The organism is Sungkyunkwania multivorans (assembly GCF_042675645.1).
In the GTDB taxonomy this organism is placed as follows: domain Bacteria; phylum Bacteroidota; class Bacteroidia; order Flavobacteriales; family Flavobacteriaceae; genus Sungkyunkwania; species Sungkyunkwania multivorans.
In genome coordinates this window covers 185227-199039 of record NZ_JBHTJH010000001.1, presented here as the reverse complement: position 1 = coordinate 199039, position 13813 = coordinate 185227, and the positions used below count along the sequence as shown (strand labels likewise).

13 protein-coding genes are annotated in these 13813 nt (G+C 41.6%); 7 read left to right on the top strand and 6 right to left on the bottom strand.

Annotated features, from left to right (window positions below; genetic code table 11):
* The first annotated feature begins 7 nt into the window (after positions 1-7).
* The 4 genes from ACFQ1M_RS00915 to ACFQ1M_RS00900 all read left to right on the top strand — a co-directional run bounded on the left by ACFQ1M_RS00915 (position 8) and on the right by ACFQ1M_RS00900 (position 3491).
* Positions 8-1294: a citrate synthase gene (locus ACFQ1M_RS00915; RefSeq protein WP_386402522.1), complete on the top strand. Its 1287-nt coding sequence runs from the start codon at positions 8-10 to the stop codon at positions 1292-1294.
* A 71-nt stretch (positions 1295-1365) separates the two neighbouring features.
* Positions 1366-2280: a dimethylarginine dimethylaminohydrolase family protein gene (locus ACFQ1M_RS00910; protein ID WP_386402520.1), complete on the top strand. Its 915-nt coding sequence runs from the start codon at positions 1366-1368 to the stop codon at positions 2278-2280.
* Positions 2281-2462: 182 nt separating this feature from the next.
* Positions 2463-3044: a hypothetical protein gene (locus ACFQ1M_RS00905; RefSeq protein ID WP_386402519.1), complete on the top strand. Its 582-nt coding sequence runs from the start codon at positions 2463-2465 to the stop codon at positions 3042-3044.
* 21 nt (positions 3045-3065) lie between these two features.
* Positions 3066-3491: a VOC family protein gene (locus ACFQ1M_RS00900; protein ID WP_386402517.1), complete on the top strand. Its 426-nt coding sequence runs from the start codon at positions 3066-3068 to the stop codon at positions 3489-3491.
* A 17-nt stretch (positions 3492-3508) separates the two neighbouring features.
* On the opposite strand, the gene ACFQ1M_RS00895 is transcribed toward ACFQ1M_RS00900, so the two are convergent.
* The 5 genes from ACFQ1M_RS00895 to ACFQ1M_RS00875 all read right to left on the bottom strand — a co-directional run bounded on the left by ACFQ1M_RS00895 (position 3509) and on the right by ACFQ1M_RS00875 (position 8779).
* Positions 3509-4396, bottom strand: coding sequence for a bifunctional 5,10-methylenetetrahydrofolate dehydrogenase/5,10-methenyltetrahydrofolate cyclohydrolase (locus ACFQ1M_RS00895; protein WP_386402515.1), 888 nt, complete (start codon positions 4394-4396; stop codon positions 3509-3511).
* 42 nt (positions 4397-4438) lie between these two features.
* The gene (locus ACFQ1M_RS00890; protein WP_386402513.1) at positions 4439-4810 is read right to left on the bottom strand and encodes a four helix bundle protein; all 372 of its coding nucleotides are present in this window, start codon (positions 4808-4810) and stop codon (positions 4439-4441) included.
* 64 nt (positions 4811-4874) lie between these two features.
* Positions 4875-6203 (bottom strand): signal recognition particle protein, encoded by a 1329-nt coding sequence (gene ffh / locus ACFQ1M_RS00885; protein ID WP_386402512.1) that lies wholly within the window; start codon positions 6201-6203, stop codon positions 4875-4877.
* A 288-nt stretch (positions 6204-6491) separates the two neighbouring features.
* Complete coding sequence (locus tag ACFQ1M_RS00880; protein WP_386402511.1) at positions 6492-6974, bottom strand: hypothetical protein; 483 nt, start codon at positions 6972-6974, stop codon at positions 6492-6494.
* Between the two features lie 53 nt (positions 6975-7027).
* Complete coding sequence (locus tag ACFQ1M_RS00875) at positions 7028-8779, bottom strand: hypothetical protein (protein ID WP_386402509.1); 1752 nt, start codon at positions 8777-8779, stop codon at positions 7028-7030.
* Between the two features lie 126 nt (positions 8780-8905).
* On the opposite strand from ACFQ1M_RS00875, the gene ACFQ1M_RS00870 reads away from it, so the two are divergent.
* From ACFQ1M_RS00870 to ACFQ1M_RS00860, 3 genes are read left to right on the top strand one after another with little or no spacing between them, the layout of a single operon-like run.
* Entirely contained in the window at positions 8906-9421 is a 516-nt protein-coding gene (locus tag ACFQ1M_RS00870) for an RNA polymerase sigma factor (RefSeq protein ID WP_386402507.1), read from the top strand.
* Between the two features lie 58 nt (positions 9422-9479).
* Positions 9480-10388, top strand: coding sequence for a FecR family protein (locus ACFQ1M_RS00865; protein ID WP_386402505.1), 909 nt, complete (start codon positions 9480-9482; stop codon positions 10386-10388).
* Positions 10381-12897 carry a TonB-dependent receptor gene (locus ACFQ1M_RS00860; protein ID WP_386402503.1) on the top strand — a complete coding sequence of 839 codons (2517 nt, stop codon included), beginning with the start codon at positions 10381-10383 and terminating at the stop codon, positions 12895-12897. The genes ACFQ1M_RS00865 and ACFQ1M_RS00860 overlap by 8 nt, the downstream gene beginning before the upstream one ends.
* Here ACFQ1M_RS00860 and ACFQ1M_RS00855 read toward each other — a convergent pair.
* On the bottom strand, positions 12894-13796 hold the full coding sequence (locus ACFQ1M_RS00855; RefSeq protein WP_386402501.1) for a Brp/Blh family beta-carotene 15,15'-dioxygenase: 903 nt from the start codon (positions 13794-13796) through the stop codon (positions 12894-12896). The two genes, ACFQ1M_RS00860 and ACFQ1M_RS00855, sit on opposite strands and share 4 nt — an antisense overlap.
* Positions 13797-13813 lie beyond the last annotated feature (17 nt).

Here is a 13813-nt window from a genome sequence, read left to right as displayed (position 1 = left end):
ATATAATATGTCCAAAATAGCTACCTTAGAGATAGATGGTAAGAAGTATGAATTTCCCGTGATAACAGGTACGGAGAATGAGCAAGCAATTGATATAAAGACGTTGAGAGGCGCTACTGGAGGTGTCATTACTATCGATCCAGGCTATAAGAATACAGGCTCATGCGAAAGCGGGATTACTTTTTTGGATGGTGAGAAGGGAATCCTGAGATATCGTGGTTATGCTATTGAAGAATTGGCGGAGAAAGCCGATTTTTTGGAAGTCGCATATCTTTTGATATTTGGTGAACTACCAAATAAAGAACAATTGGATAAGTTCCATGCGGATATTAAGGAGCAAGCGATCGTTGACGAGGAAGTAAAGAAAATTTTGGATGGTTTTCCCAAGGCAGCACATCCTATGGGGGTACTGTCATCCTTAACCAGTGCATTGACTTCTTTTAATCCTAGCTCTGTGGATGTCGACTCGGAAGAGGCGATGTACAATGCAATAGTGAAGATACTAGGGAAGTTTCCGGTATTGGTAGCTTGGACAATGAGAAAGAAGAAAGGATTACCATTGGATTATGGTGATGACTCTTTAGGATATGTAGAGAACATTATGAAAATGATGTTTAAGAGACCGAACCAAGAATATGTACAGAATAACATTATTGTCAATGCAATTGATAAGCTTCTTATACTGCACGCAGATCACGAGCAAAACTGTTCGACCTCGACTGTGCGTATCGTAGGTTCCTCACATGCGGGACTATTTGCTTCCATATCTGCCGGAATCTCTGCCTTGTGGGGACCATTGCATGGCGGTGCCAATCAAGCGGTGCTAGAAATGCTGGAAGCGATCAAAGAAGATGGTGGAGATACTAAGAAATACATGGCGAAAGCAAAAGACAAAAGTGATCCATTTAGACTTATGGGCTTTGGGCATCGCGTATACAAGAACTTTGACCCAAGAGCAAAGATCATCAAAGTGGCGGCCGATGAGGTCTTAGGTGATCTGGGTGTAGAAGACCCCATCTTGGATATCGCTAAAGGACTAGAAAAAGAAGCATTGGAAGATCAATATTTTGTGGATCGGAAGCTTTACCCGAACGTAGATTTCTACTCTGGAATCATCTATAGGGCGATGGGAATTCCTGTAGAAATGTTTACGGTGATGTTTGCTTTGGGCCGCTTACCAGGATGGATAGCCCAATGGAGAGAGATGCGTTTGCGCAAAGAACCTATTGGTCGTCCACGACAGGTATATATAGGAGAAAACTATAGACCTTTCAAGGAAATATCGAATCGCTAAGATCGAGAGTTTTTAAATAAGGGGTCGGATGCACATCCGACCCTATTTTTATAGCATATCAAATCATTCTTATGTTGAAGTTAAATGTCAACGACGAGACATCGAGGTTAAGGGCAGTGGTGTTGGGAACAGCTAAAAGCCTCGGAGGCACCCCAACACTGGCTGACGCATACGATCCAAAATCAGCCGAACATATAAAGGCAGGAACCTATCCCGTCGAGGAAGACATGATCAAGGAGATGGAAGCCGTTGCAAGCGTTTTGATGAAATATGACGTCACGGTCTTTCGACCAGAGGTGATTGAAGATTGCAATCAGATATTTGCACGTGACATCGCATTCGTCATTGAAGATAAATTCATCAAATCCAATATACTCCCAGACAGAGAAAGGGAAATTCATGCCATCGATTATCTTATTGACCAGATTTCACCAGCGCATGTGATCACTTTGCCCGAAAAGGTCCATGTAGAAGGCGGGGATGTGATGCCATGGCATGATTATATCTTCGTGGGGACGTATACCGGCGAGGACTATCCAGATTTCATTACCGCAAGAACCAATAAATATGCGGTAGAAGCAATACAAGAACTGTTCCCGCATAGAGAGGTCAAGGCCTTTGAGCTTAGAAAATCGAATACCGACGCCATGAACAATGCTTTACATTTGGATTGTTGCTTTCAGCCAGTGGGGAAGGATCTTGCGATACTTCACAAAAATGGATTCTTGATAGAGGAAGAGTACCAATGGCTGGTCGATCATTTTGGTGAAGATCACATTTTTGAGATCACCAAAGAAGAGATGTATCACATGAATAGCAACATCTTTTCCATTGCTCCTGATGTGGTGATTTCCGAAAAGGGATTTACTCGTCTCAATAAATGGCTTCGAGAAAAAGGAATAACTGTAGAAGAGGTTCCCTATGCCCAAATAGCAAAACAAGAAGGCTTGCTTCGTTGCAGCACCCTTCCTTTGATCAGAGACTGATTTTTTTATTGTTAATTTCGATACCAGACTGGCTCCTTTAATTTCTTATTCTTAGTTTAGAGTATCAGAATGGAGAATGCGATACCTTTTGAAATAGATCATCAAAAGTTATCATTTACTCATGACCGACACCAATGATCCTGGTGGCCATTTGACCATTAAAAAACGACAGACCTTTACGAATGAAGACCAACATTACTTTTGTACTACTCCTTATCACAGGCTTTCTCATGGCCCAAGAAATGCATACTACCTATGAGCCATCAAAACAGTTTCCCTTTGGGAGAAAAAATCCTATTGCGCCAGAACAACTTTCGGACTTCGATATGTTGATAGGCTTATGTGATTGCGCTTCTGAGAGTAGGAATGCCGATGGTAGCTGGCAAGAACCAGTGAGTATGACATGGAAGTTCAAATATATCATGAATGGAATGGCCATACAGGACGAGACCTTGAAGTCCGACGGGCGTCATTCTGGAAGCATTAGACAGTTCAATAAGGACAGTTTAAAATGGTATGTTCATTATTTTTCTACGGGCAGTGTTACACCGGTGCTTCCATCTTGGGAAGGAACAAAAAAAACCAATGGTAACATCGTTCTTTACAGGGAACAGAAGGCCCCCAACGGAATGGATGGGTATTACCGACTTACTTTTTACGATATCTCAGAAAACGGATATAAATGGGTTGGCGAATGGGTCGATAAAGACGAATCGACCGTATTCCCGACCTGGAAGATCCAATGTGTTAAAAGAAAAGACTAACTTTTTTAAACCATAGATGCCATGACCGATGTAACACCTTTCCATATTGCCATTCCAGTGCACAATTTGGCGGAATGCAGAAGTTTCTACAGAGATGTACTAGGATGTGCCGAAGGCAGAAGTAGCAACCACTGGGTCGACTTCAACCTATTCGGTCACCAGCTGGTAATCCATTACAAAGAAAAAGAAGGAAGCGAAGACCTTCATCATAATGCGGTGGATGGCAAACAGGTGCCTGTGCCTCATTATGGAGTGGTCTTGCCGTGGGATCGATTTTGGAAGTTTTCGGAGCTTCTGCAGGAGAAGAAAGTTCCTTTCGTCATTGAACCATATATCCGATTTGAAGGCGAGGTGGGTGAACAAGCAACGATGTTTTTCCTTGACCCAGCAGGTAATGCGCTCGAGTTTAAGTCATTCAAAGACATTCAGCAGCTTTTTGCCAAATAAGACAGGCCATAAGATTGCTAGCTTCCTGAGGATCGATGACGTTCTCTTGCCAAAAGCGTATTCTTAAGTAACATGGCAATGGTCATAGGCCCAACACCTCCGGGAACCGGAGTGATAAAACTTGCCTTTTTACTCACATTTTCAAAGTCCACATCTCCGGTGATATAATACCCCTTTTCCTTGGTTTCGTCGGGGACACGTGTAATGCCCACATCGATGATCACCACATCGTCTTTGACCATTTCTGCCTTGAGAAAACCTGGCACGCCAAGGGCGGTAATAATGATATCAGCTTGCGAAGTGATCTGTGTTATATTCTTGGTGTGACTATGCGTCAGGGTAACGGTAGAATTTCCAGGAAAACCTTTTCGACCCATGAGGATGCTCATAGGGCGACCCACGATATGACTACGACCAATGACCACCGTATGCTTTCCTTTGGTCTCCACCTTGTAACGCTCTAGAAGCTCCAAAATGCCAAAGGGTGTGGCCGGAATGAACGTGCTCATGTCCAGCGCCATCTTTCCAAAGTTCATTGGATGAAAACCATCGACATCCTTGTTAGGGTCGATGGCCATTAGAACTTTTTGTGTATCGATCTGTTTTGGTAATGGAAGTTGAACGATAAAACCATCGATGTCGTCGTTGTTATTAAGCTCATCGATCTTTTTCAAAAGCTCTAATTCTGAGGTGGTACTCGGCATCTGGACCAACGTAGATTCGAAACCAATGCGTTTGCAAGCACGTACTTTGCTGCCAACATAGGTTAAGCTTGCTCCGTCATTTCCAACCAAAACGGCTGCTAAATGAGGTACTTTTTCGCCATTGGCTTTCATCACCTTTACTTCTTCGGTGATTTCTTCTTTGATCTGATTGGAGATCTTTTTTCCGTCTAGGATGGTCATATTGTTTTATTTAGTTATCAGTACTCAGTGTCAGTAGGCAGTTTATGTTTCTATAATTCCAAATTTCTGTGGATTTTGAATCATATAGTTTATAAGTTTACCCACCTCGTGGCTTTTTTCAATGAGCGTTTTGTATCTTTCCTTGGAAATATAATGACACGACAAACAGAATTCTAGCCAAACCTGGGTTTCAGAATTTTCAGAATCGGAGTCGGTAAGCTTACTTACAAAGTGCTTTGGGTAATTTCTTTTTCTATACCCTTCTGCGATATTTGTGCAGACTGAGCGCGAACATCTTCTTATCTGGTCAGTCAACGAATATGTTTCCTCTTTTGGAAATGACTTAGAAATTTCAAAAACATCCATTGCCAAACTGAAACCTTTCTGATATGCCTTTAAACTATTAAAACTCATTATTACTGCGTACTGTATCTGAAAATTGTCAACTGGTTAGTGCAACTTATTACTGAAGACTAAATTACCTCATATTCTTCATCATCTGCATCATTCTTTTGCCGCCTCCGCCTTGCATCATCTTCATCATCTTACTCATTTGGTCAAATTGCTTCAACAGTTGATTTACTTGCTGAATAGAGGTGCCGCTGCCTTTGGCAATGCGCTTTTTTCTACTCACATTGATCGTTGACGGTTTGGTGCGTTCATCAGGAGTCATGGAATGAATGATCGCTTCCACATGCTTAAAGGCATCGTCATCGATATCCATACCTTTCATCGCCTTTCCTGCTCCTGGGATCATTCCCACCAGGTCTTTCATGCTTCCCATATTCTTAACCTGCTGGATCTGCTTCAAGAAATCGTCAAAGCCAAATTGATTTTTGGCGATCTTCTTTTGAAGTTTTCTGGCCTCTTCCTCGTCAAACTGCTCTTGAGCGCGTTCAACCAGAGAAACCACATCTCCCATTCCTAAGATACGATCGGCCATACGAGCGGGATGAAAAACATCGATGGCATCCATCTTTTCACCAGTACCTATGAACTTGATCGGCTTATTCACAACCGATTTGATCGAGATGGCGGCTCCACCGCGCGTATCACCATCCAATTTAGTAAGGATCACCCCATCGAAGTTGAGAACATCGTTGAAGGCTTTGGCCGTATTTACAGCATCCTGCCCTGTCATGGAGTCTACTACAAACAGGGTCTCTTGTGGCGCAATGGCATTGTGTATATTGGAGATCTCGGTCATCATGGCCTCATCTACGGCCAAGCGACCCGCAGTATCGATGATCACTACATTGTGTCCGTTTGCCTTAGCATGAGCAATACCTGCTTGGGCAATGGCCACGGGGTCATTATTGTCACGGTCCGAGAATACTTCGACTCCGATCTGTTCTCCTACTACATGTAACTGATCGATCGCCGCTGGGCGGTAGACATCACAGGCGACCAATAATGGCTTTTTTGTCTTTTTGTTCTTTAAGTAGTTGGCTAATTTTCCAGAGAAGGTCGTTTTACCAGAACCTTGAAGCCCCGACATTAAAATGATAGAAGGATTCGCAGAAAGATTGATGCCAGCAGCCTCGCCACCCATCAATTCGGTGAGCTCATCCTTGACGATCTTTACCATTAACTGTCCGGGTTTTAAGGAGGACAGTACATTTTGGCCTAAAGCTTTTTCCTTTACTTTATTGGTAAATTCTTTAGCGATCTTAAAGTTGACATCAGCATCCAAAAGCGCCCGACGGATCTCCTTGATCGTCTCGGCAACGTTTACCTCATTGATGCTGCCATGTCCTTTGAGTACATGTAATGCCTTATCTAACTTCTCACTTAAATTATTGAACATAATATCCTGCTGCTTTTACAAATTTTATCTTCCATATAAGAAGTTGCAAAGGTACGCATTTGTCTCGAAATTTTTGAGTGAAATAGGGTCGGGCTCTGGAACCATTCGCACATCTACAAAAAACCACCGCCCACTTTAAAAAAGTGAGCGGCAGCAACGAAACCTAACTAATCATCTCCAAAGAGACTAAAAAGATTGACCTTAAAGGTCGATCAGGGTAAAAAATGGGGGTTAATAAACCTAAAAACTAGCTTAAATATTTTCACATACTAAAATACCTAGGGGCCATTATGGCCTTTCAAATCTGATCATTGTAGTGATCAGTGTAACGGGGTCGGTCTTCTTTAATTCCATAAGATTCTTCTGACCACCGGATACCACCCAATCACCCTGAATGATATGGAGGTTGGACGATTTGGCAAAGGAAATGTTTACAATCATACCTCTTTTGTCTTTCCGAGCAAACCATAAGCCTGTCTCTTCTGTGGACATTGAACTTACAAGAACCGTATTATCACCCTTAAAGTTGAAGGTATGCCCTTCCAAACTATTTTGTGAATCCGTCTCGATTTCTCCATAAAAGGTAACAATCCAAGGACTGCTGGTCATAAAATCGATGATCGACTCTGTATTTACAGTATCTCCGCCTTTTTCAATATTTTCATCAGCGGTTGCTAACTGTTCTATCACCGAGATGTCCTCAGGATCTGAACAAGAGGCAGCCATGATAAACAATAGCATGGCTGCCATTGATTTTGAAAAAATTTTCATTGTGGTTGTGTTTTGGTTATTGGTCTAGTAATTAAACAAGCATCATGCTTGTGCTATAGTATCTTTTCAAATACTAGAATATCAATGGACCCATCATTTCCGCTAACGTCTTTTAATTCGATGCGATCTGCTGTAGCTTCGAGGATCGTCCAGTCGTCATTTAATTCATCAAATGGTGTATTAGGCCCAAAGTTCATTAAGAATCTCAAGACGCTATCACTATCTCTAAATACATTCCAAGTCCCTTCTATTGTTCCATTGTTGGTTGCAACGACACCGCCGTTTTCCATAAAATTTAGGATGTAGTTGGCAAATAACGCTGTGTTGTCCTCACCAGAGTCGTTGTAGTTGGCAACCAACCATTCGCCCTGTACCATCCACTCCTTGATCTGGGCTACATCACCATCTGCATCACCGCAATCTTTTTCGAGGACTATAAAGTTGCTACCACTTACCATTTTGAAACGACTTCCAGCACATTCGGTCACCAGCCAGTCTCCTGCGATGTCAACAAGCTGCATTGTGAGATCATTAAAACTTACCATCACACCATCATTAGATTGTGAAGTACCCCAATTACCTTCGTCTACGATGGTGCCTTGTGCATCATACGCATGGATGTTTTGATTGGAGAAGTCTATGGATATATCGATCAAATTGTCGTCGCCATTAAAAGAGACCACTCGCCATTTACAAATGCTTAGGGCATCATCCACAAACATTTCTGAACAGTCTGTTGGATTGGCATCACATTCTTTTTCGAAACGCAAACGATCATCACCATTTCTTAGGTCTACCTTGATCTCTCCGGCGTAGTCGTCCACTTCGTGAACGCGCCACTCGGCATTGAAGTCGGTAAGATCATTAAAGGCAATCGCAAGTTTTAGTCCAAGATCTGTAACGATGATCTCCCATTCTCCTAAAACCATTGTACTATTGGATGTTGCCTTCACCGTTCCATCTTCTAAGAAGCTAAATAGATACCCTACGTACTGCTCCTCTTGATCTATATCGTTGATTTCTAATTTATCAACGCTCCATGGACAAGCCAAAAGAAGCTCGGTCAATCTTTCTTTTGTGATGTCGGCATATTCGTCATCAAAGTCGTTATCATCATCCTCGTCGCACGCATTGATAGCTCTTTCGATGGCGTCTTCCAATTCGGTGTTATTGTTCACGACAACTTCGGTACCGTCGGCAAGCTCTAGAGTGACAGGGAAATTAAGACTTACCAAGTCATTCGGGGTCAGATCTTCAAAGAAGTCGTGTAATTCTCGATCGTTGTTGATGGTTACTGTATTGATCACTACAAGGTCTGAGTTAAATACCGAGAAGGTTATAGGGTATTGGAAATCGATACATTCGATGTCGTCATCTTCGCCCTCTGAACATTCTTGAATAAATGCTTCGAGCTGTGCCATATTTTCAATAACGATCTCTGTATGGTCACTGAGAACAATAGTAATGGGGAAAATGATCTCTAAAACATCAATATCGCTATCAATAGCATCAAAAATATCTTCTATCAATTCGATATCGTCTTCAGAATCGATGGTCAATTCTATACCATTTACGATGACCGTTACCGGGAGTTCTATAGAGGTACAACTGTTTCGGTCTATAATATTGTCAAATGAACCATCGTTCAAGGAAGTTCGAGACATCAATGAAGCCAATGGAGCAGAAGCAGTAATGACCTCACTCTCATTGGGTTCGTTCAATTCGATGATCTCTTCTTGACAAGAAGTAAGTAAGCTGACCGCCATTAGCGGTAATAGCAAATACTTTTTAAATAGGGTTTTCATATTGTTTGTTTTTGAGTTTTACATTGACCCAGATGTTGGGGCGTTTATAGATAAAACAAGTTCGTTTTAAAAATTCCTACCCTGCTCTTGTAATTTTTTTTAAATTTATCTGAAAGAGCCCATTTTATGCCTAAAAGCCTAAATGAGAATAGTTGTGAAGAGCATATCTTTAGTGCGCTCTTCAGAAAGCATTCCAAAAATCTCCATGATTTTCTTTTCTATAAATATGGCGAGATGAGCAATCCTGCCGACTTGGTGCAGGAGGCTTTCTTAAAACTTTGGGACAATTGTAAAAAAGTACCTCCCTCGAAGGCGAGATCCTTTCTATTTACTATCGCCAACAATTTGATGTTGAATGAGCTCACCCATAAAAAGGTAGTGCTGAAGCATCAAAAACTAAAACCAAAAGAATACACCAATGAGAATCCAGAGTTTTTATTGGAAGAATCTGAATACTTGACAAAATTAGAAAATGCCATTGCTAAACTTACCGAGGCGCAGCGAGAGGCCTTCCTATTAAATAGGGTAGAAGGAAAGAAACACAGAGAGATCGCAGAAATTTTAGGAATTTCTTCTAAAGCGGTGGAGAAGCGTATTTATGGAGCCTTGAGTGCCCTTCGGAAAGAAATTGATGAAATTTAGCAGATCAAGGGGTAGGAGAAAAAGGGCGATAGTTGTTATATAAATAGAATACAGCAAGATGGATAGAGCAGAATTGATAAAAAAATGGTTGGATAACGAGCTTTCGGAGGCCGAATTGCAGGTCTTTGAAAAGCTCGAGGATCATGACGCGTTGGTGAAAATTGCCGAGAGTGCCAAGGGATTCAAGGCGCCTGATTATCATGTAGATTCGGAGTTGGAAAGGTTGCTGCAGGCTGTAAGCGAAAAGAAGAAGAATCGAAGTGGGCATTGGATAAAACCGCTGATGCGCGTGGCTGCCGCACTGGTATTGATGGTAGGAGGGTATTTTATTTTCTTTAATAGCACAGATACCTCAATACAAACCTTGGCTGCTGAGAAGACCGAATTTCAGTTGCCCGACAATTCGACTGTTCGCCTCAATGCACTTTCTACCATGACCTTTAACAAGAAGAATTGGGAAAGAAATAGGGAAGTGCACTTAAAAGGGGAAGCCTTCTTCAATGTAGCGAAAGGAGCTACTTTTGATGTAGAAACGACGTCGGGCACAGTGTCTGTACTTGGAACAGAATTTAACGTCATCGATCGCGATGGCTTTTTTGAGGTGATTTGTTTTGAGGGCCTTGTGCGCGTGGTACACGAGGATAAGATTGCAGAACTGAGCCCTAATCAGCGATTTGTGATGATCGATGGTCGTATCAAAGAGGATATTGTTGCGCTGAAAGGCCTGCCTTCTTGGGTGAATAATGAAAGTAATTTTGTGAGCATTCCATATTACCTCGTACTTAAAGAATTTGAACGACAATACGACGTAACAATAATTTCTAAAGGCGTATCTTTAAATCAGCATTTTACGGGGAGTTTTACTCACCAAGACCAAAAGCTGGCACTCGCCTCAATAACACTCCCTATGAATTTGCGTTATACAGTTAACGGAAACACTATTAGTATCGAGGGAGCAGTTGAATAGACAATTTTTCATATTTCTACTTGCTTTATTTTCTTGGGCTGCCACAATTGCGCAGACCGAGGAAGAAAAACCCTTGCGGCAAGTCTTGCTGGTTTTGGAAGAGCGATATCAGATACGGTTTGGTTTTGTCGATGAGAATATCGAAAACATCAAAGTAGAGATGCCTTCCGATATTCTTACCCTTACCGAGGCACTTTTTTTCTTACAGACAAACACCTCTCTTGTTTACAAACAACTTAATGATCGGTTTGTAGTGGTAAGCAAACCTACTCTCAATACTGTAGACATCTGTGGTAGACTGTTGGACATAAATACAAAATCACCGGTATCTGGTGTTACCATCCTTATAGGAACCGATGGTGTATCAAGTAATGAGGAGGGACTTTTTCAGATCGCTGACGTTGCGATGGGAGAAATGGTGACCATTCGTTTGTTGGGCTATAAGAGCTTTCAGTTCTCTGCAGAAGAACTATCGGTATTGCCGTGCAAAACAATTTACCTGAGGCCCCAAGAGGAACAATTGCAAGAAGTGGTCGTAAGAGGTTTCATAACACAAGGAATAGATAAGAAGAGCGACGGGTCTTTCTTGGTGAATACAGATCTTCTGGGAATTTTACCCGGTCTGGTTGAACCCGATGTACTCCAAACAATTCAAGCGCTTCCAGGAATTCAGAGCATCGACGAGACGGTATCCAACATCAATGTTCGCGGTGGCGCCAATGATCAGAATCTGGTATTGTGGGATGGAATACGAATGTATCAGTCGGGACACTTTTTTGGATTGATATCGGCATTCAATCCATATTTGGCAAAAGAGGTGACCCTGATAAAGAATGGCACCAGTGCCTTTTACGGCGATGGGGTGTCGAGTACGATAGCTATCAAGTCTGACGATAATATTACAGGAAATCTCTCTGGAGGAGTTGGGGTCAATTTGATCAATGGCGATATTTATGGTTCGATACCGATTAACGAGAAGACCTCCATCCAAATTTCTGCACGGCGATCGATTGCCGATATGGTACAAACACCTACCTATAAGCAATATTTCGACCGTGCGTTTAGAGACACCGATGTACTTACCGCAGCTGGAAACAATGTCGTTTTAAATACCGATGAAGAATTTTCCTTCTATGATTTTACAGGAAAGTTATTATATGATATCAGCCCAAACCACCGATTGCGCATCAGTCTGTTAAATGTGGTAAACAAAGTTGATTATGTGGAAAATGCAGAGGTGAATGGTGAGTTAGAATCTAGGACAAGTGGTTTGGTGCAACAGAATCAGGGTGTGGGACTTCAGTATACTTTCGATGTGAGTCAAAAAATGCAATTTCATTTTGAAGGATTCGCCAGTCTTTATGATTTACAGGCAGTGAATTTTGATGTTTTGAACGAGCAACGTCTTCAACAAGAAAATGAAGTCTTGGATACAGGGCTTAAGTTCGATGGTCGATTTCAAGTAAATAATATTTTGGATGTACGGGCAGGTTATCAGTTTTATGAGGTCGGCATCACCAATCTCGAAGATGTGAACAACCCTGTTTTCCGCAGAAGGATAAAAGAGGTGTTGCGAAGTCACAATGCTTTTGTAGAAGCACATTACAGCTCCTCTGAGGGGAGAACGAATGCGATTTTAGGCATACGCTCTAATTTCTATCAACGGTTTGGAAAGTTTATCGTAGAACCAAGATTAAGTCTTAGCCATCGATTTACAAATGACTTCTCAGTGCAGTTATTGGGGGAGTTCAAGAATCAGGCAGTGACCCAGATCGTCGATTTTCAGAATGACTTTCTTGGTGTTGAGAATCGCCGTTGGGTATTAGCAGACGAAGTAGACGTGCCGATAGCCGAGAGCAGACAGGTCTCGGCAGGATTCAACTATCAGCGCAATGGTTTTTTGATCAGTGCTGAGGCATACTTTAAGAGCGTGGATGGAATCACCACGGCTAGCCAAGGATTTCAAAATCAATTTCAATCCATCCGGTCTGCAGGAAGCTATGACTCCTATGGTATGGATTTTCTAATAAATAACCGGTGGAGCGATTTTAATGCGTGGGTAAGTTATTCTTACTCAAAAAGCACCTATGATTTTCCGGCATTGGCCCCGCCCGTTTTTCCAAGTAACCTTGATATTACACATACGATCAATGTAGCTGCATCTTACGACTGGAACGCCTTAAAATTGTCGGCTGGATTCAATTATCGTACTGGGAAACCTTTTACCATTCCTAACCCCATCGAACCGATAGCAAATGATGAGATCAATTATGACGCTCCAAATGCCTTGCGACTGGATGATTATATGCGGACCGACATATCTGCTACCTATACTTTTTCTTTTAAGAATGGGATGAAATTGGTGACAGGGGCTTCGGTATGGAATATTCTAGACCAGGATAATGTGGTAAATACATTTTATAGGGTCAATGATAACAACGAAATTGAAGAGGTCGTGCAGACGGCCCTGGGCATCACGCCCAATGCAAGCTTGAGGATGTTTTTCTAGCGATCTTCATTGATATTGGTCATCACCAGCACATGTGGAAAGGTGATTGCAGCCAAAAAAGCAAAGAAAACCGATAAGAACAATTTACCTTGGTCCCTTAGCAGAAAATACATCATACTTAGTCCTACCAAAGATATGAGCCAATAGATAAGAGAGGATATTAAATATTTTATAAAGCTCTTTTTCGTGAAGGTTCCATACAAAAATTCGATTTGATCCACCATCGAGGGTAAGCTATGCCATAGTATGAAGTAGATGGCAAACGCCCAAAGTAGTGATGCCGTATGGAATACAATAAAGAAGACAAATAGGAAAAACAGTTCTAAAACTACGTTTGCTTTGATCTGTTTTCTAAAATGCAGCCATAAATAAAGACCACAGGTGATCGCGGTGACAAATAAAAGAGAATACTTGTAAATATCCTTTTCGAGGATGACACCTGTAAGATTTTCAATAATGACCAATACCTCCTCAAAATTGGTATAGAAAATAAGAAATAGTATTGCCAACCCGTAGCATAGGAAAAAGACCTTGGCCAAGAAGCCGTTCTTATTTGATTTTGATGCCCAATGCTGCTCTCCAAAATGATACCCGCTAAATATCACAAATAATAATAAAGCTGCTATTGGGACGAAATAAAAGGCGATCGCACCGACAATTACAACAATAATATAACTGAGGAGGATATCTCTATATGTTCTTTTCGAGGTATTTTTGGATATTTTCTGTAAGATTTTTATATCATTTGCGCCGTGCAAGATGCCAAAAGTAAAAATCAGGACATACGCAAAAAGACCTTCCATAGAATGTTCCAAATATACTGCCAACCATAGAGAAAAGAAGGTCCCAACGAGCATAACACTTGTTAAATTCGTTTTTATCGACCCTGCTTTTTTCATTCTGTCTAAAAATTTTA

Excerpts from the sequence above, each read along its gene's own strand:
- ACFQ1M_RS00915 (WP_386402522.1), top strand. The coding sequence starts at position 8 with ATGTCCAAAATAGCTACCTTAGAGATAGATGGTAAGAAGTATGAATTT.
- ACFQ1M_RS00910 (WP_386402520.1), top strand. The coding sequence starts at position 1,366 with ATGTTGAAGTTAAATGTCAACGACGAGACATCGAGGTTAAGGGCAGTG.
- ACFQ1M_RS00905 (WP_386402519.1), top strand. The coding sequence starts at position 2,463 with ATGAAGACCAACATTACTTTTGTACTACTCCTTATCACAGGCTTTCTC.
- ACFQ1M_RS00900 (WP_386402517.1), top strand. The coding sequence starts at position 3,066 with ATGACCGATGTAACACCTTTCCATATTGCCATTCCAGTGCACAATTTG.
- ACFQ1M_RS00895 (WP_386402515.1), bottom strand. The coding sequence starts at position 4,396 with ATGACCATCCTAGACGGAAAAAAGATCTCCAATCAGATCAAAGAAGAA.
- ACFQ1M_RS00890 (WP_386402513.1), bottom strand. The coding sequence starts at position 4,810 with ATGAGTTTTAATAGTTTAAAGGCATATCAGAAAGGTTTCAGTTTGGCA.
- ffh (WP_386402512.1), bottom strand. The coding sequence starts at position 6,203 with ATGTTCAATAATTTAAGTGAGAAGTTAGATAAGGCATTACATGTACTC.
- ACFQ1M_RS00880 (WP_386402511.1), bottom strand. The coding sequence starts at position 6,974 with ATGAAAATTTTTTCAAAATCAATGGCAGCCATGCTATTGTTTATCATG.
- ACFQ1M_RS00875 (WP_386402509.1), bottom strand. The coding sequence starts at position 8,779 with ATGAAAACCCTATTTAAAAAGTATTTGCTATTACCGCTAATGGCGGTC.
- ACFQ1M_RS00870 (WP_386402507.1), top strand. The coding sequence starts at position 8,906 with ATGCCTAAAAGCCTAAATGAGAATAGTTGTGAAGAGCATATCTTTAGT.
- ACFQ1M_RS00865 (WP_386402505.1), top strand. The coding sequence starts at position 9,480 with ATGGATAGAGCAGAATTGATAAAAAAATGGTTGGATAACGAGCTTTCG.
- ACFQ1M_RS00855 (WP_386402501.1), bottom strand. The coding sequence starts at position 13,796 with ATGAAAAAAGCAGGGTCGATAAAAACGAATTTAACAAGTGTTATGCTC.